Annotated in this window: 19 protein-coding genes; 10 read left to right on the top strand and 9 right to left on the bottom strand. The window is 64.2% G+C overall.

Features of this window, described 5'->3' with window-relative positions:
• Positions 1-11: 11 nt before the first annotated feature.
• Positions 12-779: an SDR family oxidoreductase gene (locus J0O65_RS04055; protein WP_215404368.1), complete on the bottom strand. Its 768-nt coding sequence runs from the start codon at positions 777-779 to the stop codon at positions 12-14.
• Positions 780-902: 123 nt separating this feature from the next.
• Between J0O65_RS04055 and J0O65_RS04050 the strand changes: the two genes are divergently transcribed.
• Positions 903-1,826 carry a LysR family transcriptional regulator gene (locus J0O65_RS04050; RefSeq protein WP_215404366.1) on the top strand — a complete coding sequence of 308 codons (924 nt, stop codon included), beginning with the start codon at positions 903-905 and terminating at the stop codon, positions 1,824-1,826.
• A 91-nt stretch (positions 1,827-1,917) separates the two neighbouring features.
• On the opposite strand, the gene J0O65_RS04045 is transcribed toward J0O65_RS04050, so the two are convergent.
• From J0O65_RS04045 to J0O65_RS04015, 7 genes are all read right to left on the bottom strand, one after another.
• Positions 1,918-3,039, bottom strand: coding sequence for a metallophosphoesterase (locus J0O65_RS04045; RefSeq protein WP_215404364.1), 1,122 nt, complete (start codon positions 3,037-3,039; stop codon positions 1,918-1,920).
• A gap of 72 nt (positions 3,040-3,111) precedes the next feature.
• On the bottom strand, positions 3,112-4,626 hold the full coding sequence (locus tag J0O65_RS04040) for an ATP-binding response regulator (protein WP_215404362.1): 1,515 nt from the start codon (positions 4,624-4,626) through the stop codon (positions 3,112-3,114).
• A complete protein-coding gene (locus J0O65_RS04035) occupies positions 4,613-6,436 on the bottom strand; it encodes an ATP-binding protein (protein ID WP_215404360.1) in 1,824 nt (607 codons plus the stop codon). The genes J0O65_RS04040 and J0O65_RS04035 overlap by 14 nt, the downstream gene beginning before the upstream one ends.
• Complete coding sequence (locus tag J0O65_RS04030) at positions 6,433-7,518, bottom strand: ATP-binding SpoIIE family protein phosphatase (protein WP_251373401.1); 1,086 nt, start codon at positions 7,516-7,518, stop codon at positions 6,433-6,435. Before J0O65_RS04030 ends, J0O65_RS04035 begins: the two co-directional genes overlap by 4 nt.
• A complete protein-coding gene (locus tag J0O65_RS04025; protein ID WP_353056151.1) occupies positions 7,515-7,952 on the bottom strand; it encodes an ATP-binding protein in 438 nt (145 codons plus the stop codon). Before J0O65_RS04025 ends, J0O65_RS04030 begins: the two co-directional genes overlap by 4 nt.
• Before the next feature lie 10 nt (positions 7,953-7,962).
• The gene (locus J0O65_RS04020; RefSeq protein ID WP_215404356.1) at positions 7,963-8,325 is read right to left on the bottom strand and encodes an STAS domain-containing protein; all 363 of its coding nucleotides are present in this window, start codon (positions 8,323-8,325) and stop codon (positions 7,963-7,965) included.
• A gap of 7 nt (positions 8,326-8,332) precedes the next feature.
• A complete protein-coding gene (locus J0O65_RS04015) occupies positions 8,333-9,220 on the bottom strand; it encodes an STAS domain-containing protein (protein ID WP_215404354.1) in 888 nt (295 codons plus the stop codon).
• Between the two features lie 399 nt (positions 9,221-9,619).
• Between J0O65_RS04015 and hmpA the strand changes: the two genes are divergently transcribed.
• From hmpA to J0O65_RS03995, 4 genes are all read left to right on the top strand, one after another.
• The gene (gene hmpA / locus J0O65_RS04010) at positions 9,620-10,816 is read left to right on the top strand and encodes an NO-inducible flavohemoprotein (RefSeq protein WP_215404352.1); all 1,197 of its coding nucleotides are present in this window, start codon (positions 9,620-9,622) and stop codon (positions 10,814-10,816) included.
• A gap of 127 nt (positions 10,817-10,943) precedes the next feature.
• Positions 10,944-11,252 carry a DUF485 domain-containing protein gene (locus J0O65_RS04005; RefSeq protein ID WP_215404350.1) on the top strand — a complete coding sequence of 103 codons (309 nt, stop codon included), beginning with the start codon at positions 10,944-10,946 and terminating at the stop codon, positions 11,250-11,252.
• Positions 11,249-12,931, top strand: coding sequence for a cation acetate symporter (locus J0O65_RS04000; RefSeq protein ID WP_215404348.1), 1,683 nt, complete (start codon positions 11,249-11,251; stop codon positions 12,929-12,931). Before J0O65_RS04005 ends, J0O65_RS04000 begins: the two co-directional genes overlap by 4 nt.
• A gap of 147 nt (positions 12,932-13,078) precedes the next feature.
• Entirely contained in the window at positions 13,079-14,830 is a 1,752-nt protein-coding gene (locus J0O65_RS03995) for a hypothetical protein (protein ID WP_215404346.1), read from the top strand.
• Positions 14,831-14,902: 72 nt separating this feature from the next.
• Here the strand turns inward: J0O65_RS03995 and J0O65_RS03990 are convergent, their stop codons facing one another.
• Positions 14,903-15,364: an RrF2 family transcriptional regulator gene (locus J0O65_RS03990; protein ID WP_215404344.1), complete on the bottom strand. Its 462-nt coding sequence runs from the start codon at positions 15,362-15,364 to the stop codon at positions 14,903-14,905.
• Positions 15,365-15,706: 342 nt separating this feature from the next.
• Between J0O65_RS03990 and ppc the strand changes: the two genes are divergently transcribed.
• The 5 genes from ppc (at position 15,707) to J0O65_RS03965 (ending at position 21,829) form a co-directional block, all read left to right on the top strand.
• Positions 15,707-18,460 carry a phosphoenolpyruvate carboxylase gene (gene ppc / locus J0O65_RS03985; RefSeq protein ID WP_215404342.1) on the top strand — a complete coding sequence of 918 codons (2,754 nt, stop codon included), beginning with the start codon at positions 15,707-15,709 and terminating at the stop codon, positions 18,458-18,460.
• A 32-nt stretch (positions 18,461-18,492) separates the two neighbouring features.
• Positions 18,493-19,503: a type I glyceraldehyde-3-phosphate dehydrogenase gene (gap, locus tag J0O65_RS03980; protein ID WP_215404340.1), complete on the top strand. Its 1,011-nt coding sequence runs from the start codon at positions 18,493-18,495 to the stop codon at positions 19,501-19,503.
• A gap of 87 nt (positions 19,504-19,590) precedes the next feature.
• A complete protein-coding gene (gene pyk / locus J0O65_RS03975) occupies positions 19,591-21,051 on the top strand; it encodes a pyruvate kinase (protein ID WP_215404338.1) in 1,461 nt (486 codons plus the stop codon).
• A 170-nt stretch (positions 21,052-21,221) separates the two neighbouring features.
• Positions 21,222-21,401 (top strand): hypothetical protein, encoded by a 180-nt coding sequence (locus J0O65_RS03970; protein ID WP_215404336.1) that lies wholly within the window; start codon positions 21,222-21,224, stop codon positions 21,399-21,401.
• Positions 21,402-21,460: 59 nt separating this feature from the next.
• On the top strand, positions 21,461-21,829 hold the full coding sequence (locus J0O65_RS03965) for a hypothetical protein (protein WP_215404334.1): 369 nt from the start codon (positions 21,461-21,463) through the stop codon (positions 21,827-21,829).
• Positions 21,830-22,232: the final 403 nt, after the last annotated feature.

The following is a 22,232-nucleotide window of genomic DNA, read 5'->3' as shown; positions in this document are numbered from 1 at the left end:
GGTGCCGGCGCTCAGGCGGCAAAACCGCCATCGATCTTCAGCCCGGCGCCCGTGACGAAGGCCGCTTCCGGGCTGGCCAGGTAGGCCACCATGCCGGCGATTTCATCGGCCGTGCCGTGGCGGGGCAGGGCCATCAGGCCGTGCATCAGGTCGGCGAAGTCGCCCGTCGGCGGGTTCATGTCCGTGGCGACGGGGCCCGGCTCGACGTTGTTGATGGTGATGCCGCGCGGACCCAGGTCGCGCGACAGGCCTTGCGTCAGGCCGCTCAGCGCCGATTTGCTCATGGCGTAGGCGGCCGCGCCGCCGAACGGCATGCGGTGCGCATTCGTGCTGCCGATGTTGATGATGCGCCCGCCCGCCTGCATGTGCGCCACGGCCGCCTTGATGGCGACGAACACGGCGCGCACGTTGACAGCCACGGTCTTGTCGAAGTCCGCCAGCGAAAAGTCGTCGATGGCGCCAGGCAGGAACACGCCCGCGTTGTTGACGAGGATATCGATGCGGCCAAATTGCGCCGCCACCTGGTCGATGGCGGCCGTCAGGGCGGCGGCATCGGCCGCATCGGCTTGCACGCCCAGGGCCTTGCCGCCGGCCGCTTCCACCGTGGCGGCCAGCGCCTGTGCTTCGGCGGCGGAACTCTGGTAGGTGAAGACGACGTTGGCGCCCTGGCGCGCCAGGCGCTGCACGATGGCGGCGCCGATGCCGCGCGAGCCGCCCGTCACAAAAGCGATCTTGTCTTGCAGTGGCAGGGAGGTGCTGGTGGTAGCTTGGGTTTGCATGATGTGCTTTCTAAGTGAGGAGTCGAGGAAGCCAGTATCTGCCTTTCATTCCTGTCGCGCTAGCCATGAATCGCTACAATCACTTTCAACCATCAGTATCAAATGAGCGGGTAGAATAGGCGCATGGAAGCCCTCAATCATTTGCAATCCTTCGTGCTGGCAGCCGAGCTGGGCAGCTTTTCCGCGGCCGCGCGCCGCCTGGGCTTGACGCCGGCCGCCGTCAGCAAGAACGTGGCGCGCCTGGAAGCGAGCCTGGGACTGCGGCTGTTCCAGCGCAGCACGCGCCGCCTGACCCTGACGGAAGGGGGCGAGCGCTTCCTGCAGCAGATAGGCGGCGCCCTGTCCACCCTGCGCGAAGCGATCGCCGGCGTGGCCGAGGAGGGAGGCCAGCCGGCCGGCATCCTGAAAATCGGCATGGCGCCGTCGTTCGGGCGCAGCTACGTGGTGCCTCTGCTGGGCGACTTCATCGCGCGCTACCCGGGCGTGGTGCCCGACTGCCATTTCGACAACCGGCAAGTGGACTTGATCGGCGAAGGCTTTGACGTGGCCATCGGCGGCGGCATCGAGCTGACGCCCGGTGTGGTGGCGCGCGAACTGGGCCACGCCCATGTCGTCGCCACGGCGTCGCCCGCCTTCATGCGCGGCAAGACCATGCCCGTCCATCCCTCGGAACTGGCGCAGTTCGACGGCGTGGCGCGCCGCTCGGCCGGCAGCGGCAGGTTGCGCAGCTGGATCCTGCGCGATGGCCGTGGCGGCGAAGGCGTGGCCGAATGCCGCCCGCGCGCCATCTTCGACGACCCGGAAGCGATGGCGCAGGCCGCCATCCTCGGCGTCGGCGTGGCGCTGTTGCCCATGCCGCACGCGCTGGCGCATTTGCGCAGCGGCGCCCTGGTGCGATTGCTGCCCGGCTGGCACGCCGATTCCGGTCCCTTGTCCGTGTACTATCCCAGCAAGAAACTGCTGCCCGCGAAGACGCGCGTGTTCGTCGATTTTTTGCTGGAGCAGTTCCGCCAGCGCGATTTCGCCGCGCAGATACGGCCCGATTAACGAGCGGTAAGCCCCGGTGCGTAGCAACGGCCAACTGGGGCGAAGCAGGTAAGGTGGTCGACAAGGTAGCCGATAAGGCAGTAGCTAGGTTCTACGCCGCCACCAGCCGCAAGCGGGTAATCTCCGCCGGCGCGCCGATGCGCTTGGGCGGACCCCAGTACCCGGTGCCGCGGCTCACATATATCCACAGGCGGCCGCGCCGGTGCAGTCCCGCCACGTAGGGCTGCTGCAGCGGCACGAACAGGTTCCAGGGCCAGAATTGTCCGCCGTGCGTGTGGCCGGACAATTGCAGGTCGTAGCCGGCCGCTTCGGCCGCCGCTGCGCTGCGCGGCTGGTGCGCCAGCAGGATGCGGGGGATGTCGGCGGGCGCGCCGGCGATCGCCGCTTGCGGGTCGCTTGCCTGGGCGGGATCGAAGGCGGCGGCGTTGAAGTCGGTCACGCCGGCCAGCGCCAGGCGCGCGCCGTCGTGCGCGAGGATGACATGCTCGTTCATCAGCACGCGCAAGCCCAGGTGGCGAAATTGCGCCACCCACGGCGCGGCGCCCGAATAGTATTCGTGGTTGCCCGTCACCAGAAACACGCCGTGGCGCGCGCGCAGCTCGCCCAGCGGCGCCGTGTGGCTGCCCAGTTGCGCCACCGTGCCGTCGACCACGTCGCCCGTGATGGCGATGGCGTCCGCTTGCAGGCCGTTGGCGCGCGCGACGATGGCCTCCACGTAGGCGCGCTGGATGGTGGCGCCCACGTGGATGTCGCTCAATTGCACGATGGTGAAATTTTGCAGCGCCGGCGGCAAGCCGGCGACCGGCACGTCGACCTCGCGCACGCGCGCCACACGGCGGGCGTTGAAGAAGCCGACGACGGTGGCCAGCAGCGCCAGGAGCAGCACAAGCACGGCGGACGCCTGGGCATGCAGGCGCAAGGCGGGAATGAGCATCAGCAGCGCGCGCAGCACGGTGAGCAGGAACAGCGAGGAAAAAAAGCCCATGCACAGCGAGCCGGCCCAGATCAGGCGGTCGGCCAGGCGCGCATCGGCCGTGACGGCGCGGGCGAAGATCGTCATCGGCATGAGCATGGTCGACGCCAGCAGGACCAGGCCGCCCAGCAGCCAGCCGGCCAGGCCCACGGGCAGGGCCGGCAGCAGCAGCCAGCCCAGCAGGGCGTGCAGGGCGCCCAGTATCATGGTGATGCGCAGCAGCGGCGTGCGGGTAGTCATGTCATGCTTCCAGAGGTGAGGCGGCCGCCGATTATAGCCGACGCCTTGATCGACAGACAGCCGCGGCCATGCTCATGGGGCGATATGCAGTCCCAGCATGGCCAGCTTGCCGAAATCGACGGGCTTGGCGAAGTGCTCGTTGAAGCCCGCCTGCAGGGCCGCCTGGCGGTCGTGTTCCTGGCCATAGCCGGTCAGCGCGACGAGCAGGAATTGCTGCGGGATCGGCAACTGGCGCAGCTTGCCGGCCACGTCGTAGCCACTCATGTCGGGCAGGCCGATGTCGAGAAAGACGATGTCGGGCTTGAATTCCAGGGTGCGCTCGGTCGCTTGCGCCCCCGTGTAGGCCGTGCGCACCGTGTGGCCGTACATTTCCAGCAGTTCGGCCAGGGTGTCGGCCGCATCGCAGTTGTCGTCGACGACGAGGATGCGCTGGCTGCCGCCGGTGACCGCCTGCGTCGCCGGCGCGGCCGGCAGCGGCACGTTGGCGTCCAGCGGCAGGATGACGTCGAAGGTGCTGCCTTGCCCCACGCCGGGACTGTGCACGCTGACCTGGCCGCCGTGCAAGGTGACCAGGTTGCGCACCAGCGACAGGCCGATGCCGAGGCCGTCCTGCACCCGGTCGGGCGAGTGGCCGCTTTGCGCGAACAGGCCGAAGATGCTGTCGATGCTGGCGGCGGCGATGCCGATGCCGTTGTCGCACAGGCGTATGCGCACGTTGTCGCCTTCGCGCGTGGCTGAAATGGCGATGCGCCCGCCCGGCGCCGTGAACTTGGCCGCGTTGAGCAGCAGGTTGGCGACTATCTGCGACAGGCGCACGGCGTCGCCGCAGACCCACAGTTCTTCCGGGGGCAGGTTGACGTCCAGCGCATGGCCGCGCGCCTCGACGCTGTGCGAGCTCGTTTCCAGCGCGCTGCGGATGACGCTGGCCAGGCTGACGCTTTCCCATTGCAGCGAGATTTTGCCCTGCGAAATGCGCGACACGTCGAGCAGATCGTCCACCAGCCGCACCAGGTGCTCCGTGTGGCGGCCGATGGTGCGGCGCGCATTGTCCTGCACGGCCGGCACGACGGGGTCGAGCTTGCACAGCAGGGCGAGCGCCGTGCGGATGGGGCCCAGCGGGTTGCGCAGTTCGTGCGCCAGCGTGGCCAGGAATTCGTCCTTGCGGCGGTCCACGTCGCGCAGCGCGCGCTCGACCCGGCCCAGGCGCAGCAGCGCCTTGACGTTGGCGATCAGTTCATCGGCCTCGATCGGCTCGACCAGGTAATTGTCGGCGCCGCCGTCGAGGGCGCGGATCTTGTCGGCCGTGCCGATGCAGGACGCCGACGTCTGCAGCACCAGGATGGTGTTCGTCTCGGCGCCGCCCTTCAACTGGCGGCACACTTCCAGGCCGTTGATGTCGGGCAGCTTGACGTCGAGGAGGATCAGATTGGGTCGCTCCTGGCGGGCGCGCAGCAGCGCGTCGCCCCCGTTCGACGCTTCGATGACCTTGAAGCCGGCGCGTTGGAGGATGCGCGACTTGGCGTAGCGAGCGCCATCGCTGTCATCGACGTTCAGGATCAGAGCATCGCTGTTGTTATCCGGTAGCATGCGCATTGTCCCAGGTGGTTGTGCCTTGCGGCGGAACCGGCTCTTGCCGGTGATGTTGGTTGCCGATCAGCGCGCGCAGGGTCGCCAGCAATTGCTGGCGCGACAGCGGCTTGACGTAATAGGCGTCGGCGCCCAGGGCCAGGCCCTTGCGCACGTCGTCGATCTCGGTGGCGACGATGACGGGCACCTGGCGCCGCAGCGGATCGTTTTTCAGTTCGGCCAGCCAGTGCCAGGCCGTTTCGCCGTGCAGCAGGATGTCGAGGATGACGGCGGCGGGGCGCTGCTGTTCCCAGCGTTCCTGCGCCTCGCGCACGCTGCGCGCGGGCACCACGCGAAATTCGCTGCCGGCCAAAAATTTTTCATACAGCAGGCGCACGGGCGGATTGTCTTCCACCACCAGCACGGCGATGCGCTGGTCGTTGCCATTGTCGTTGGCCGGCGCGCTCGGCGGCAGGCTGCCTTCCGGCGCATGGTAGCTGGCGGGCAGGACGACGGAAAACAGCGAGCCGTGGCCCGGCGTGCTTTCCACGCTCACCGTGCCATTGAGCAGCGTGGCCAGGTTGCGGCACAGGGGCAGCCCCAGGCCCGTGCCCTTGACCTTGCGCTGCATGTGGTTTTCCACCTGGCTGAATTCCTCGAAGATCAGTTGCACGTCCTCGGCGGCGATGCCCAGGCCCGTGTCGGAAACGGAAAAGCGGATCGCGTCCTGCTCCGGCAGGGGCGTGGCGCTGACGATGATGGCCCCGGCCTCGGTGAACTTGAGGGCGTTGGCGATGAAGTTGCGCAGGATTTGCGACAGCTTGCCTTCGTCCGTGTGGATGTGCAGCGCCGGGTCGGGCTCGATGAAGGTCAAGGTCAGCGACTCGGACACCAGCAGCGGGCGCAGCATGCCGCGCAGGGCGCTGAACAGGTCGGCCACCTGGAAGCTGTTGGCGTGCACGTCGACCTTGCCCGCCTCGATCTTGGCCAGGTCCAGCAGGTCGTTCACCAGGTCGCTCAGGCTGACGGCGCTTTGCAGGATGAACAGCACCTGCTTTTCCTGTTCCTCGGACAGCTCGCCGTCGATGCGGTCGAGCAGCAGCTTGGACAGGGCGCGGATGGAACTGAGCGGCGTGCGGAATTCATGGCTCATGTTCGACAGGAAGCGTGATTTCATCTGGTCGGCGCGGCGCAGGTGGTCGGCCTTTTCATCGAGTTCCGCGAACAGCGCCACCACGCCCCGGTTGGTGTCTTCCAGTTCGCGCGTCAGCTGCAGCAGGTCGTCCTGGCGCGTCTTCAGTTCGGCCAGGGTGCTCAGCAGTTCGCGGTTCTGCTGCTGCACTTCGGACAGCGTGATGTCCGGCGGCAGCGCCTGCAGGCTGCCGGACAGCGCGCCGACCATGCCGCCGTCGAGCAGGGGCGCGTCGCGCGGGAACAGCTTGTGCAGCGTGATCTGCGTGCCTGCGCCCGGCGCGCTGCGGATATGGCAGCGGTCCATCAGGCGCTGCGCGCCCAGGATGCCCAGTCCCATGCCCGTCGGCGAGCGGTAGCTGCCAGCCAGCACCTGATCGAGCCGCGCGATGCCGGGGCCCTGGTCCTCGATGCGGATGCTGAGCACCTGCGGCGCCGTCTGGCCATCGATGGCGAAATGCACCTTGCCGCTGCCGGCGTAGTTGTAGACGTTGCGCGCCAGTTCCGACACGGCCGTGGCGATGCGCACCTGGTCCTGCACGCCGAAGCCGCACAGGGCGGCGATCTGCCGCGCGCGCTGGCGTGCGCCCACCACATCGAGTTCGTTGCCGATATGGACCGTCAATATGCGTTGCGTCATGTCGTTGCGCTCCTTTCCGCCGTGGCGCCCTGCTGTTCCTCGTGTTCGCGCAGGACCACCACCGTGACGTCGTCGCGTCCGCGCGCAAAATCGCGGTACAGCACGGCGGCGACGAGGCTGGGGTGGCAGTGCGCCAGGCCCGGATAGCGTTCCAGGTCCCAGCGCGTGTGCAGGCCGTCGCTGTGCATGATCAAGGTCGCGCCCAGCTGCCATGGATAGCAGAATTCCTGTACCTTGCGCAGATTGCTGCCGACGATGCCGTTATGCGACAGCAGGTGCCGGCGCTGCTGCGCGTCGAAGGCGCAGGCGGCGATGTTGCCCACGCCGGCATAGCGCAATTGGCGGGAAGCGCTGTCGATATGCGCCACCGCCAGGGCCGCGCCGCGCGTGGCGCGCAGGGCGCCGTGGGCCAGTGCGATGAAGGGGGCAGGCAGGGGCGGCAGGCCGGGCGTGTCGTGTTCCAGCAGCGTGCTGGCGCATTCCGAGGCGCGCGCCGCCAGCGGGCCGTGGCCCAGCCCATCGGCCACCATCAGGCTCAGTTCATGGCCTTCGCAGACCACGTTCCAGGCGTCGCCGCACACCTGTTCCGAGGGCAGCGGCAGGCACACGGCGCCGACCTGCCAGTTCGGGCTGGCCGGGATGGCGCTGCTGGCGTCGGGGCTCCAGACCACCATCATCAGCACCGTGCCCTGGCCGGGCGCCGTGTACAGGTCGAATTCCTGGCTCAATCGGCGGATCGCCCCCAGTCCCACGCCGTAGGTGCCCGTGGTGGAATGGCCATCCTGCATGTGCTGGCGCACGTTGTCCATGCCGGGGCCGCTGTCGATGGCCAGCACTTCGATGCCGCTGGTGCCGCCGCGCAGCACCTTGCGCAGCAGGATTTCACCGCGCTGCGCGTGCTTGACGATGTTGGTGGCCGCTTCGCTGATGATGATGGCCAGCTGGCCCGTGCGCACGTCGTCGAAGCCGATGCGGCGCGCCAGTTCGTTGCCGGCGCGGCGGGCCGCGGCGATCTCGCTCGGTTCGCCGATGGGAAAAGTTCTTTGCCTGAGAATGTCAGGCTGCGGTTCCTGGTGGTTCAAAACAGCTTCCATTTCGCGATGGTGACGGTGGTGCCCGCGCCGGGCGCCGTGTCGATGTGAAATGCGTCGGCCAGGCGCTTGGCGCCACCCAGCCCCAGTCCCAGTCCGCCGCCGCTGGTGTAGCCATCGGTCAGCGCCAGGGGAATATCGTCGATGCCCGGTCCCGCGTCGACAAAGCGCAGCTCCAGGCCCTGGCGCGCGCCATCGCTGACGCGCGCGATGCGCGCTTCGCCGCCGCCGCCGTAGCGCAGGGTGTTGCGCGCCAGTTCGCTGGCCGCCGTGATGATCTTGGTCTGCTCGATCAGGCCAAACCCCATGGCGACCATGCTGTCGCGCACCTGCCTGCGCAGCCGCACGACGTCTTCGTCGCTGTGCAGGGGCAGCACCTGCTGCGCCCCGGCCGGCGTCCTCTCCTGTGCCTGCGCGCCTAGCACGGCGCCCCCGTCATGCGCATGCGCCGCCCCGTTCCAGCAGCTTGATGCCCCGTTCCACGTTGAGCGCCGTGCTCACGCCTTCCAGGGTCAGCCCCAGTTCCACCAGGGTGATGGCGACGGCCGGCTGCATGCCGACGACGACGGTGCGCGCGTCGAGGATGTTCGCCATCGCCGCCGTGTTGCTGATCATGCGGCCGATGAAGGAGTCGACGATGTCGAGCGCGGAGATGTCGATCAGTACTCCCGTGGCGCGGTCCGTCACGATGCGGGTGGTCAGGTCGTCCTGCAAGGTCATCGCCAGGCGGTCATGCATGTCCACCTGGATCGTCACCAGCAGCAGCCGGCCCATGCGTAAAATGGGGATTCTTTCCATAGGCGCCTCAGTGTTGCTGCTGCTGGTAGGTGATGCTGGAGCCCGTGCGTTTCAGGGCCACGACGAAGGCGTCGGCCAGGGTGGCCTTGGTCATCACGTCTTCCAGATTGACGCCCAGGTGTACGATGGTTTGCGCAATCTGCGGGCGGATGCCGCTGATGATGCAGTCGGCGCCCATCAGGCGCGCGGCGGCGATGGTTTTCAGCAGGTGCTGCGCCACCAGGGTGTCGACCGTGGGCACGCCCGTGATGTCGATGATGGCGATCAGGGCGCCCGTGTCGACGATCTTTTGCAGCAGGCTTTCCATCACCACCTGCGTGCGGGCGCTGTCGAGGGTGCCGATCAGGGGCAGGGCCAGCACGTTTTGCCACAGCTGCACCACGGGCGTGGACAGTTCCAGCAATTCCTGCTGCTGGCGCAGTATCACCTGTTCGCGCGCCTTCTGGTAGATGGCGATGGTCAGCAGGCCCAGTTCGTCGAACAGCTTGCTGGTGCCGATGATGGCGTCGCCCAGCTGCTCTGGCTGCGCCGTGATTTGCTGGCGCAGATAGGCGAACAGCGGTTCCTTCAAGGCGAACATGAAGCTGGCCGTGTCGATCGGCGAATAGCCCTGGCGCACGCGCGATTGCGATATTTCCGCCAGCAGCTGGCGCGTGTCGTCCCAGGCGCCGCCTTCGAGGTCGAACGAGTCGCCGCTTGCCAGCGCGCCCGCCAGCAGCGGCAGCAATTGCGCTGCCTGCTGGCGCAGCTCGTTTTCCGCGATCTTGTCGCGCCGCACCAGGCGGGCGATCAGGCCGGCCATCCAGCCGTCCAGCAGTTCCGTGTGGTGCGCGTTGATGATGCCGGCCAGTTGCTGCGCCTGGCCCGTGCCCGTCTTGACAGTGTCCGTCTTCATTCTCATGCTGATCCTTGGCTGGAGTGGAGGGTGCGGCACGGCCGCAAACGGGCACGCGCTGTGATGAGTAAATTATAGGCAGGCAAGGCCGCAGCTTGTGTTCTGTGCCGCACATAGTGGCGCATGTCGATGCACATTCCTGTGGGAAACATTGGCGACTTTAAAGATGTATATCGTTTGCATGTTTATGCGAATTCCGCTACACTGGCTGCACTCAACAAGAGAAATACGCCATGAATAGCGATACATTCAACCAGCGGCACCTGGCCGTCGGGCAGCGCCACCCGTACCGGGCCGCACGCGCTGTTCCAGCGCCTGCGGCGCGAGGATCACGATCTTTATCCGGCCATTGAATCGCTGGCCTGGCACCGCTTACCCATACAGACACAGGAGTTTTACATGCTGAGCCAAGAACAACGCGCCATCATCACGGCCACCGTCCCCATCCTCGAGCAGGGCGGCGAAGCGCTGACGCGCCACTTCTACAAGAATCTGTTCCGCGACCATCCCGAAGTGCTGCCGTACTTTAACCAGGCGCACCAGCACAGCGGCGACCAGCAGCGCGCGCTGGCCAATGGCGTATTGATGTATGCCAAGCATATCGACAAGCTCGCCGCGCTGGGCGACCTGGTGGCCACCATCGTCAACAAGCACGTGGCCCTGCAAATTCGTGCCGAGCACTATCCGCTGGTGGGCGCCAGCCTGCTGCAAGCCATCCGCGAAGTGCTGGGCGCCGAGGTGGCGAGCGACGCCGTCATCGATGCCTGGGGCGCGGCCTACGGCCAGCTGGCCGACATCCTGGCCGGCGAAGAGGGGCGCATCTACAAGGCGCAGGCCGCCGCGCCGGGCGGCTGGAGCGGCGCGCGCGACTTCATCGTGCAGGAAAAGAACGTGGAAAGCGACGAGATCACCTCCTTCCTGCTGGCGCCGGCCGATGGCCGGCCCGTGCTCGACTTTGCGCCGGGCCAGTACATCGGCGTGCTGGCCACGGTCGACGGCGTGCCCATGCGCCGCCAGTATTCCTTGTCCGCGGCCAGCAATGGCCAGACCTACCGCATCAGCGTCAAGCGCGAAGCGGGCGGCAAGGTGTCGAATTTCTTCCACGACCAGGTGCAGGCGGGCGACACCGTGCAGCTGACGCCGCCCTCGGGGGACTTCGTGCTGACGGAGAGCGACAAGCCGCTGGTGCTGATCAGCGGCGGCGTCGGCATCACGCCGACCCTGGCCATGCTGACGGCGGCCCTGCGCGGCAAGCGTCCCGTGCATTTCATCCATGCGGCGCGCAACCAGCGCGTGCATGCGTTTCGCGCGCAGATCGACGCACTGGCCGCGCAGCACCCGCAGTTGCAGCGTTACTATTGCTACGCGGAGCATGACGGCGGGCAGGGCGCGCCGGGCGCCGCCGCGCCGGACGCCGTCGGCTTGCTGAATAAAGAGCAGTTGAGTAACTGGCTGCCGGCCTCGCGCGACGTCGACGCCTACTTCCTGGGGCCGCAGCCATTCATGCGGGCCGTCAAGCAATACTTGCGCGAACTGGGCGTGCCGGAACGGCAGACCCACCACGAGTTCTTCGGACCGGCGGCCGCCTTGAACTGATTTTTTCCGCCTTGTGTTGCCGCGGCGAGAAAAAAACGCCGCCGTAAGGGGCGGGTAAGCCTCGCGCCGTATTGTGAATCCAAGCTCGACAACAAAAGAGCAGCTTTTACATAACGGAGGCAACACAATGCATGACGATCTCGTTCAAAAAATCAAGGGTGACCCCAGCTATCATCGGCTGGTCAAGGTGCGCTCGCGTTTCGGCTGGGCCCTGACGGGCCTGATGATGCTGGTGTACTACGGCTACATCCTGCTGATCGCCTTCAACAAGGAATTCCTGGCATCAAAGACGGGTGCCGGCGTGATGACCTGGGGCATGCCGATCGGCCTGTTCGTCATCGTGTTTACCGTGCTGGTCACCGGTATCTATGTGCGCCGCGCCAACAAGCAATTCGATGACCTGAGCAACGCCATCCAGGCACGGGTGCAAGCATGAGCGCCGCCAAGCTCGCCTCGCGCGGCGCATCCTGCCTGAGCGCCCTGGCGCTGCTGGGCGCCAGCAATGCCGCGCTGGCGGCCGGCGCCGACCTGGGCCAGGCCGTCAAGCAGCCCACCAACTGGACGGCCATCATCATGTTCGCCGTCTTCGTCATCTTCACCCTGTTCGTCACCAAGTGGGCGGCCAAGAAGACCAAGTCCGCGTCCGACTTCTACACGGCCGGCGGCGGCATCACGGGCTTCCAGAATGGCCTGGCCATCGCGGGCGACTATATGTCGGCCGCCTCCTTCCTCGGCATTTCCGCTGCCGTCTTCCTGAACGGCTACGATGGCCTGATCTACGCCATCGGCTTTCTCGTCGGCTGGCCCGTCATCACCTTCCTGATGGCCGAGCGCCTGCGCAACCTGGGCCGCTTTACCTTTGCCGACGTGGCCGCCTACCGTTTCAAGCAGGCGCCGATCCGCATCTTTTCCGCGTCCGGCACGCTGGTGGTGGTGGCGTTTTACCTGATCGCGCAGATGGTGGGCGCGGGTCAGCTGATCAAGCTGCTGTTCGGCCTCGAATACTGGATCGCCGTCGTCCTGGTCGGCACCCTGATGATGATCTACGTGCTGTTCGGCGGCATGACGGCCACCACCTGGGTGCAGATCATCAAGGCCGTGATGCTGCTGGGCGGCGCCACCTTCATGGCCGTGGCCGTGCTGGCGCAATTCAACTTCAGCCCGGAAGCACTGTTCGCCAAGTCGGTCGACGTGCATGCCACCAAGGAAGCCATCATGGGCCCCGGTTCCTTCATCAAGGACCCGATCTCGGCCATTTCCTTCGGCATGGCGCTGATGTTCGGCACGGCCGGCCTGCCGCACATCCTGATGCGTTTCTTCACGGTGCCAAGCGCCAAGGAAGCGCGCAAATCCGTGTTCTGGGCCACCACCTGGATCGCCTATTTCTACGTCCTGACCTTCATCATCGGCTTTGGCGCCATCGTGCTGGTAAGCACCAATCCCGAATTCAAGGATGCGGCGGGTAAATTGCTGGGCGGCAATAACATGGCGGCCGTGCACCTGGCCAAGGCCGTGGGCGGCAACGTCTTCCTCGGCTTCATGTCGGCCGTCGCGTTTGCCACCATCCTGGCCGTCGTGGCCGGCTTGACCCTGTCGGGCGCGTCGGCCGTGTCGCATGACCTGTATGCCACCGTCATCAAGAAGGGCAAGGCGACGGGCGCCAATGAGTTGAAAGTGTCGCGCGTGACGACGATCGTGCTGGGCATCATCGCCGTGGTGCTGGGCATCGCGTTTGAAAAGCAGAACATCGCCTTCATGGTCTCGCTGGCGTTTGCCATTGCCGCCTCGGCCAACTTCCCCGTGCTGTTCATGTCGGTGCTGTGGAAGGATTGCACGACGCGGGGCGCCACCATCGGCGGCTTCCTGGGCTTGCTCACGGCCGTGGCGTTGACGGTGGTGTCGAAATCCGTGTGGGTCGACGTGCTCGGCCATGGCGAAGCGCTGTTCCCGTACGCCTCGCCGGCGCTGTTCTCGATGACGGCCGGCTTCGTCGGCATCTGGTTGTTCTCGGTGCTCGACAAGAGCCCGCGTGCGCGCATCGACCGCGCCGGCTACGAAGCGCAGCAGATGCGTTCGGAGACGGGCATCGGCGCGGCGGGCGCCAGCGCGCATTGAGCCGCTAGACTCGCGCTCTCCCTGAAACACCCCTTTCGCAGGGGTGTTTTTTTGCCCGCGATTTGCATGATCGGCCTGGTCGGTGTACGCTCGCCCACAGAAGGTCCGCTTGTTGTTACTTGTAGTAAGTGCAACTTGAAAGAGCCAATGAAGCATACGTACGCGGTCAAAAAACAGGAAAGCCAGGATCGCTTCGTCGCGCCCGGTGCCGGCAGCGCGACGCGCGTATGGCCGGACATGGCACATGGTCATGCCAGGAACAATGGCTTTGCCGCCTCGGCCGATCAAACCCGCGTGCAGGATTTGCTGGACAGGGCGCAACAAGGGCGGCTGCGCGCCGGCGAGGTGGAATTGACGCGGCGGCCCGACGTCGGCGCCATGCGGCTGCGCGATCTGGCGCAATCGCTGGAAGCGACGGCCATTGCGCCTGGCAGGCCGGTGGCGGACGCCCTGCAAACGGGCTTGGCCAGCATCGGCAATGGAAGGGTGCGCATGCCGGGCATCGACGGCGCAGGCGATCCGGCAGCGATTGCCCATCAGCTGGGCCGGCTTCACCCGCAGGCCACGCGCATCGTGCCGGCCCCGAGCGGGCGCTTCGAAGTGCAGGCAAAACTCAATCCCTGGGTCACCGTGGTGACGGGACGCGTGGTGCCGGAATTGGACGAAGTGCCTGACGCTTCCATCGGAGGTGTGGCGGCAAAGCATGCAAACGGTGATCCACATCCGACCCAGCCAGGCGTCGTATGGCGAGACGTGATTCCGCTGTTCGAGTCCATGCCACACCTTAGTGCTGAAGACACTTATCAGCGATTCATGCAGTCGCTTATCGCGGTCGATAGTTTAGCCGTGAAACCTGAAAAGAAACAGGAGGCGAAAGTGCACCTGCTTTCCGATTTTTACCACCAACTGAAAAGCCTGTCTGCATTGCAATTGCATGAGCTTGGCAGTCTGCTTGAAAAAGATATCGAAACGCATGAGGCCAGCGATACGCTCGACAAGGCCTATGCGGAAACCCGGCTTGTCTACAAAACATGGCATAAGCCAGGACATATTTCGGGGTCAACCGGCTTGGGCGTGTCAAAAGCAGCAGGGAACGAGCTTGTCGGTGCGGATAATCTGATTACCGCGCTCGACCCGGAGAAATTCAGGAAGTACAAGGAGCAAATCAAACTGCCGGGCTCGAAACTGCCATCGCTGGGCGCCGCGCCATCCTCATTACTCTACCCAGATCAACCCAATGTTGTGTTTTTTAAGGGGCGCGGCACGGCCGCCGCCCTGTTGCCCGAAAATCTGCACGCCGGATTCGCCGCTTACAATGAGGCGGCCAAATCCTTACTTCGCGGGAAGACAAGCGAAGAATTGGCTGGCGAATTCAGTAAACTTCAATACCATGCCAAGAAGATGCGGGCCAGCGTGACGCGGCCGGTATTTTTTAATAATGAAGATATTCAATCGAATACGGATGCCTATCTACACCCGGACAAACCCGGTGACCGCCCACACGTCCGTAAAATGCATACTGGGCTACACGAAAATCATAATCCATTAAGGCAAAGCTTCGATCTTAAACTGGCCGACCCGTTCCGGGCCAACGCTATTTTTCATCAGACATTCTCATTGCATTCAAAAGCAAACCATCATGGTAAAGAATGGAATGAAATGGTGGTCAAATACAGAAAAAAAGGGCATATGGCCGGCCTCTACCAGGAGATCAGGGATTGGGTGCCCGGGCTGGCGGATTATCCCGGGATCATAGCTAAGTTAATAGACAGCGAGAAATTCAATGCGGACTATGCGGAGGAGACGGCCGTGAAAGAGGATGCCGTCCTCGTTCCCGAAGTCGACGATTCAACAGTTGAAGCAAAAAAGAAGAAGCCCCCGAAAAAGAAAAAAAGGTAGGCTCTGTCATCGGCAAGCAGGAGCATGCCGGAATTTTCCGTTGGCCCAGCCGGATTGCTTGCCAAGTCCTGATTATTGCGTATTTTCGACGTGCAGGCGGATCACGCCTGCCATCGGCGCTGGCGCATTGCCAGCCGGCTCCAGGATGGCTGCCAGGGTCACCGTGTCGAGCACGGCGAGGAAGGCGGCCGTGGCCTGGCCCAGCTTGGCCTTCAGCAGGCAATCGGGCGTCAGCGGGCAGGTATTGTTTTCCTTGTTAAAACATTCCGCCATGAAGAAATCATTTTCCGTTTCGCGCACGACGGTGCCGATATTGATCTCGGCCGGGTCGCGCGCCAGGCGCAGGCCGCCATTCCTGCCGCGCACCGTTTCCACGATGCCTGACAGGCCCAGCTGGTGCACCACCTTCATCAAATGATTCTTTGAAATCGCATGCAGGTCGGCGATGTCCTGGATGGTCACGAGGCGGTCGCGGTGCACGCCCAGGTACATCAGGGTGCGCAGAGTGTAGTCGGTATAGGCGGTCAGTCGCATCGGATATCGTTCATAAGATGTGGATTACATCCTTGTTTCAGCCGCCAGCATACAGGAGAGCGCGTGGCATGTGTGTTGCGCCGTCACTTTTCACTCTCGAAAGACAAAAGGTGATTGCCTTTCGCTTAAATGCGTAGTAAATTTTCATATTGTTGCCCTAGCAAACAGCTCGCAAGCCCTTGTTGAGCCTTTGGGTGGAGTTTTTATTGATGAAAATCAAGAGGATGGTGAGACAATAAGGTAAATTTACTACAAAATCGACGATGGGCGTTTCCCAGGCCGGGAAGCGCGTACTACGCAATCCGTGCGGTGCCGCCGTGGCCGCCCCAGGAAATACATACCATGCAAATGAATGAAGTGAAAGACGAGCTGCTGAGCAGCGATATCCGCCAGCTGGGCCGTCTGCTGGGCGACGCCATCCGCAACCACCTGGGCGACCCCGCCTTCGAGCGCATCGAACATGTGCGCCAGCTGGCCATCCGTTTCCGCCGCGACCATGATGAAGCGGCGCGCGCGCAACTGTCGGACGCGCTGCAAGCGCTGTCGCAGGAAGAAACCACGCAACTGACGCGCGCCTTCAGCTATTTTTCGCTGCTGGCCAATATCGCGGAAGACCAACATCACATCCGCCGCACGCGCGCCCATCTGATCGCCGGTTCGCCGCCGCGCCAGGGTAGCCTCAGCCATGCCGTCGGCAACGTGTTTGACGCGGGCAAGGCCGATGCGCTGGAAACCTTCTTCGGCGATGCCTTCGTCAGCCCCGTCTTCACGGCGCACCCGACGGAAGTGCAGCGCAAGAGCATCCAGAATTGCCAGATGGCCATCGCGCGCCTGTTGAGCGAGCGCGACCGCGTGCAAATGACGCCGGAAGAGGCGCAGCAGAACGAAGAGGCGCTGGGCCGCGGCATCGTCACCCTGTGGCAGACGCGCCTGCTGCGCACGAGCAAGCTGTCCGTCATGGATGAAGTGGCCAATGGCCTGTCGTTCTATGACCACACGATCTTGCGCGAATTGCCGAAACTGTATTCCTCGCTGGAAACCATGCTGGCCCAGCGCGATGCCCGCTGGGAAGATGCGGAATTGCCCAATTTCATGAAAGTCGGCAGCTGGATAGGCGGCGACCGCGACGGCAACCCCTTCGTCACGGCCGACATCCTGCGCAGCACCCTGCAGACGCAAGCCGACAAGGTGCTCGACTTTTACCTCGGTGAATTGCGCAAGCTCGCTTCGCAACTGTCGCTGGCGCAGATACTCAATGCCTGCAGCGAGCCGCTGCGCGCGCTGGCCGAACGCTCGGCCGATGCCTCGCCGCACCGCGTGGACGAACCGTACCGCCGCGCCTTGCACGGCATCCACGCGCGGCTGGAGGCCACGCGTGTCGCCCTGTGCGGCAAGGGCAAGCCAGCCGACGGCGTGCAGCCCTACGCTGCGGCTGAAGAATTGCTGGCCGACCTGGACGTGGTCCAGCATTCCCTCGTCAGCAATGGCTTGCGCGCCTTGGCCCGCGGCCGGCTGCGCCAGCTGCGCCGCGCCGTCAAGGTCTTCGGCTTCTCGCTGGCGCCGCTGGACTTGCGCCAGAATTCCGACGTGCACGAGCGCGTCGTGGGCGAACTGTTCGCCGGCGCCCAGCCGGGCCTCGTCTACCTGGACCTCGACGAAGAGCAGCGCATCGCCGTGCTGCTGGCCGAGCTGGAGTCGCCACGCCTGCTGACGTCGCCGTATGCGCAGTACTCGGAAGAAACCACGTCCGAACTCGACATCTTCCGCGCCGTGCGCGCCGCCCACCAGTTGTACGGCAAGGAATCGGTGCCGAACTGCATCATCTCGAAGGCGGCCAGCGTGTCGGACTTGCTGGAAGTGGCCTTGCTGCTGAAAGAAGTGGGCTTGCTGCGCCAGGACAGCCGCGAAGTCGACGTCAACATCATCCCGCTGTTTGAAACGATAGACGACTTGCGCGCCGGCCCCGCCATCATGGCGCGCGCCTTCGGCTTGCCGTTCTACCGGGGCTTGCTGGCGTCGCGCGCGGACCAGCAGGAAGTCATGCTCGGCTATTCCGACAGCAACAAGGATGGCGGCTTCCTCACCTCGGGCTGGGAACTCTACAAGGCCGAGATCGAGCTGGTGACGGTCTTCAAGGAATACCAGATCAAGCTGCGCCTGTTCCACGGCCGCGGCGGTTCAGTGGGACGCGGCGGCGGACCCAGCTACGAAGCCATCCTGGCCCAGCCGGCCGGCGCCGTGCAGGGACAGATCCGTTTGACGGAGCAGGGCGAAGTCATCACGGCCAAGTATGCGAACCCGGAAGTGGGGCGCCGCAACCTGGAAGTGCTGGTGGCCGCCACCATCCAGTCGACCCTGCTGCCGCAGGCGCAGCTGCAGCCGAAGGCGTCGGCCGGCGCGGGCCACCTGGCCGCGATGGAAGAATTGTCGGGCACGGCCCTGAACGCCTACCGCGACCTCGTGTATGGCACGCAAGGCTTCGAGCAGTATTTCTGGGAGTCGACCGTGATCGCGGAAATCGCCGCGCTGAACATCGGCAGCCGTCCCGCGTCGCGCAAGAAATCCACGTCCATCGAGGATTTGCGCGCCATTCCCTGGGTCTTGAGCTGGGCGCAATGCCGCTTGATGCTGCCGGGCTGGTTCGGTTTCGGTTCCGCCGTGCAAGCCTACCTGGCCGCCCATCCAGCCGACGGCGCGGACGTGCTGCGCGGCATGTACACGGATTGGCCTTTCTTCACGTCCTTGCTGTCGAACATGGATATGGTGCTGGCCAAGAGCGACATCGCCATTGCCGGCAAGTATGCGGAACTGGTCAAGGACAAGGCCTTGCGCGACGCCATCTTCACGCGCATCCGCGCCGAATACGCGGCCACCCTGGACGCCCTGAAGCTGATCACGGGCCAGGAAGAGTTGCAGCAAGCCAATCCGCTGATGCAGCGCTCGATACGCAACCGCTTCCCCTACATCGACCCGCTCAACCACGTGCAGGTGGAGCTGTTGAAACGCTTCCGCGAGGGCAAGCAGGATGCGGCGGCGCGCACGGGCATCCATTTGTCGATCAACGGCATCGCGGCAGGGTTGAGGAATAGTGGTTAAGTAAGTCATTCAAACAATATCAAGGAGACAGCATGACCATCAAAGTTGCCATCAATGGCTATGGCCGCATCGGCCGCAATGTCTTGCGCGCGTTTTATGAAGGCGGCAAGCAGCAGGATATCGCCATCGTCGCCATCAACGACCTGGGCGACGCCAAGTCGAATGCGCATTTGACGCGCTACGACACGGTGCACGGCAAGTTTCCCGGCGTCGTCACCATCGACGGCGACAACATGATCGTCAATGGCGACCGCATCCGCGTCTTCGCGCAGCGCGATCCGGCCTTGATCCCCTGGGGCGAGCTCGGCGTCGACGTCGTGCTCGAGTGCACGGGCTTCTTCACGACCAAGGAAAAAGCCTCGGCCCATTTGAAGGGCGGGGCAAAAAAAGTCATCATTTCCGCACCGGGCGGCAAGGACGTGGACGCCACCATCGTGTTCGGCGTCAACCAGCATGTGCTGAAAGGCACGGACACGGTCATCTCGAATGCCTCGTGCACGACGAATTGCCTGGCGCCACTGGTGAAGCCGCTGAACGACGCCATCGGCATCGAATCGGGCCTGATGACCACCGTGCACGCCTACACGAACGACCAGGTGCTGTCCGACGTGATGCATGAAGACTTGCGCCGCGCCCGCTCGGCCACGCATTCGATGATTCCCACCAAGACGGGCGCGGCGGCCGCAGTCGGCCTCGTCTTGCCGGAACTGAATGGCAAGCTGGACGGTTTTGCCGTGCGCGTGCCGACGATTAACGTCTCGCTGGTCGACCTGTCCTTCATCGCCAAGCGCGATACGACCGTCGAGGAAGTCAACGCCTTGCTGAAAACGGCGTCGGAAGGCGCCTTGAAGGGCATTTTGACGTACCAGACGGAACCGCTCGTTTCCATCGACTTCAACCATAACCCGGCCTCGTCGAACTTCGATGCCACCCTGACCAAGGTCTCGGGCCGCCTCGTCAAAGTGTCGTCGTGGTACGACAACGAGTGGGGTTTCTCGAACCGCATGCTCGACACGACGGTCGCCTTGATGGCGGCCAAGTAGGAACGTAGTACCGCTGATCCAGCGCACCAGGACGGCCGGCCCACAAGGCTGGCCCTTGTAGCAACTCATTATAGAAAGCAGCACACCATGACCATGCAAGTACAGCAACGCGCCACCAAGATCGTTTCCACCATCGGCCCCGCTTCGAACGATATCGATACCCTGGTCCGCATGTTCAAGGCCGGCGTCGACGTCGTGCGCCTGAACTTCTCGCATGGCAAGGCGCAAGACCATATCGACCGCGCCCGCATGGTGCGCGAGGCGGCGGCCCTGTGCGGCCGCGAAGTGGCCATCATGGCCGACTTGCAAGGCCCGAAGATTCGCGTCGGCAAGTTTGAAGAAGGCAAGATTTTCCTGGAAAACGGCGCCAAGTTCATCCTCGACGCGAAATGGGGCGAGAACGGCGAGCTGGGCAACATCGAGCGCTGCGGCCTCGACTACAAGGAATTGCCGCGCGACCTGCGCGCCGCCGACGTGCTGCTGCTGAACGATGGCCTCATCGTCTTGACGGTGGATAAAGTCGTCGGCAGCGAAATCCACACGACCGTGAAAATCGGCGGCGAGCTGTCGAACAACAAGGGCATCAACCGCCAGGGCGGCGGCCTGTCGGCGCCGGCGCTGACGGCGAAAGACATGGAAGACGTGAAAACGGCGATGAGCTTCCAGGCCGATTACGTGGCCGTGTCCTTCCCGAAAAACGCCACCGACATGGTCATGGCGCGCCAGCTGGCCAATATCGCCGGCGAAGCGTGGGACCACAAGCCGATGATGATCGCCAAGATCGAGCGCGCTGAAGCCATTCCCGCGCTGCAAGAAATTCTCGACGCGTCCGACGGCATCATGGTGGCGCGCGGCGACCTGGCCGTGGAAGTGGGTAACGCGGCCGTGCCGGCCTTGCAAAAGCGCATGATCAAGATGGCGCGCGCGTCGAACAAGCTGGCCATCACGGCCACGCAGATGATGGAATCGATGATCGTCAACGCCGTGCCGACGCGCGCGGAAGTATCCGACGTGGCCAATGCCGTGCTCGATGGCACGGACGCCGTCATGACGTCGGCGGAAACGGCCTCGGGCCGCTATCCAATCGAAACGGTGGAAGCGATGGCCGCCATCTGCCTGGACGCGGAAAAATGGGATACCTGCAAGCTGGACGCCGATTTCCTCAACGCCACGTTCTCGCGCATCGACCAGTCGATCGCGTATGGCGCGCTGTTTACCGCCCATCACCTGCGCGTGAAAGCCATCGCCACCCTGACGGAATCGGGTTCCACGGCCCTGTGGATGAGCCGTTGCAACATCGACATCCCCATCGTCGCGCTGACCCCGAGTGTGGGCACGCGCCGCAAGCTGGCCCTGTACCGCAACGTCAGCACCCTGGAACTGACCTCCGGCACCGACCGCGACAAGGTCTTGCAACAGGCGGAAGACTTGCTGCTGGAGCATAAAGTCGTGGCCAAGGGCGACACCGTCGTGCTGACCTGGGGCGAGCCGATGGGCAAGGTCGGCGGCACGAACGCCTTGAAGATCATGAAGATCGGCCAGCACTGACCGTATATTATTGACCCCATCGCCGGCCGACAGCCGCTTGCAGTCTCAAGAACGACTGAAAGCGGGGCGGCTGGCCTCGCACCGCAACGGGAAATACCCATTTGCCGTTGCGGTGACCACCTTTTCGTGTCAGCATGCATTTCCCGCCTTCCCAGGTGCCTCCGGAGTGCATGATGACCGCATACCTGCCTGCCTTGATCTGGTCCTTGTCGGCCTTCGCCTGCCTCTTCATTGCCAAACGGCGCCAGGTCAGCACAACGGCTGCGCGGGCGGTCCTGGTGACCTTGCTGGGGCCATTTGCCATTCCCTTCGTGCTCGCTGCAAGGCCCGGGAAGCGCACGCTGGCTTAAGCGCACGCCGATCTGGCGCCTCTGTTACACTGCCGCCGTCTTCATCCTTCCACTTCGCCATGACCGCCACGCCCGTTCTTACGCCCCTGAAAAGCGCTTTCCAGCAATCGCGCGCCGAGAATAACATCGAGCTGATCCTGCCCGAACTGCTGGCCGCGCAATTGCACGTCGTCATCGGCGGGCAAAGCGAGCAGATCGACCTGTTCCTCGTGCCGTCGCCGAACCCTGAGCGCCGCTGCGTGACGGTGGCGGAAGACCCGGCCTTCCTGGCCGGTATCAATTTTCCCCATATTCCCGTCACGGGCGCGCAATTGATCGGGTCGATTCCGGCCGAGATCGAAATCGTGCTGCTGCATGGCGATGGCGCCAATTATCTGACGCGCGAGCAACTGGCATGGTTCCGCGGCATGCTGGCGCAGAACGCTTGAGCGGAAAGCCGGCGCCCCAGCTGAAAGGCGCACGCGCTGAGTGGATCCGCTTTTCGGCGGCCGACGATGTGTTGTTCGGTCCGCGCGCTGGCCGCAGGCCTAGGCGGGCCGTTGTCGCATCGCCGCCGCAATAACTATCATTTTTGATAACTGTATTGCTGAAGTCCTATGAATATTTTTGTAAAGCAACTATACTCATGGCTCCTTGAAAAATCATCGTCACGCTGGCGGCCAGACATCCGCGCCAGAGTTCGTACGCATTCCGCTTTTTCACCCTGTAAAAAGCACCTTTCCCCCGCGCGGCAGGCGCGGGCGTGATGACCGAGCCTTGCCCTGGTCGACTGCTGCCGTTGTCATTTCCGCTGTGTTGCCGCTTTAGTAAAAAGCCTGGCGCCGGCGGCGC

The sequence above is a fragment of the Janthinobacterium sp. JC611 genome, assembly GCF_018682595.1.
Lineage (GTDB): Bacteria > Pseudomonadota > Gammaproteobacteria > Burkholderiales > Burkholderiaceae_D > Janthinobacterium.
The sequence above is the reverse complement of the archived record's forward strand: the minus strand, read 5'-3'. Positions and strand labels throughout refer to the sequence as shown.

Coding starts and splice junctions, on each gene's coding strand:
- J0O65_RS04055 (WP_215404368.1), bottom strand. CDS start 779: ATGCAAACCCAAGCTACCACCAGCACCTCCCTGCCACTGCAAGACAAG.
- J0O65_RS04050 (WP_215404366.1), top strand. CDS start 903: ATGGAAGCCCTCAATCATTTGCAATCCTTCGTGCTGGCAGCCGAGCTG.
- J0O65_RS04045 (WP_215404364.1), bottom strand. CDS start 3,039: ATGACTACCCGCACGCCGCTGCTGCGCATCACCATGATACTGGGCGCC.
- J0O65_RS04040 (WP_215404362.1), bottom strand. CDS start 4,626: ATGCTACCGGATAACAACAGCGATGCTCTGATCCTGAACGTCGATGAC.
- J0O65_RS04035 (WP_215404360.1), bottom strand. CDS start 6,436: ATGACGCAACGCATATTGACGGTCCATATCGGCAACGAACTCGATGTG.
- J0O65_RS04020 (WP_215404356.1), bottom strand. CDS start 8,325: ATGGAAAGAATCCCCATTTTACGCATGGGCCGGCTGCTGCTGGTGACG.
- J0O65_RS04015 (WP_215404354.1), bottom strand. CDS start 9,220: ATGAAGACGGACACTGTCAAGACGGGCACGGGCCAGGCGCAGCAACTG.
- hmpA (WP_215404352.1), top strand. CDS start 9,620: ATGCTGAGCCAAGAACAACGCGCCATCATCACGGCCACCGTCCCCATC.
- J0O65_RS04005 (WP_215404350.1), top strand. CDS start 10,944: ATGCATGACGATCTCGTTCAAAAAATCAAGGGTGACCCCAGCTATCAT.
- J0O65_RS04000 (WP_215404348.1), top strand. CDS start 11,249: ATGAGCGCCGCCAAGCTCGCCTCGCGCGGCGCATCCTGCCTGAGCGCC.
- J0O65_RS03995 (WP_215404346.1), top strand. CDS start 13,079: ATGAAGCATACGTACGCGGTCAAAAAACAGGAAAGCCAGGATCGCTTC.
- J0O65_RS03990 (WP_215404344.1), bottom strand. CDS start 15,364: ATGCGACTGACCGCCTATACCGACTACACTCTGCGCACCCTGATGTAC.
- ppc (WP_215404342.1), top strand. CDS start 15,707: ATGCAAATGAATGAAGTGAAAGACGAGCTGCTGAGCAGCGATATCCGC.
- gap (WP_215404340.1), top strand. CDS start 18,493: ATGACCATCAAAGTTGCCATCAATGGCTATGGCCGCATCGGCCGCAAT.
- pyk (WP_215404338.1), top strand. CDS start 19,591: ATGACCATGCAAGTACAGCAACGCGCCACCAAGATCGTTTCCACCATC.
- J0O65_RS03970 (WP_215404336.1), top strand. CDS start 21,222: ATGATGACCGCATACCTGCCTGCCTTGATCTGGTCCTTGTCGGCCTTC.
- J0O65_RS03965 (WP_215404334.1), top strand. CDS start 21,461: ATGACCGCCACGCCCGTTCTTACGCCCCTGAAAAGCGCTTTCCAGCAA.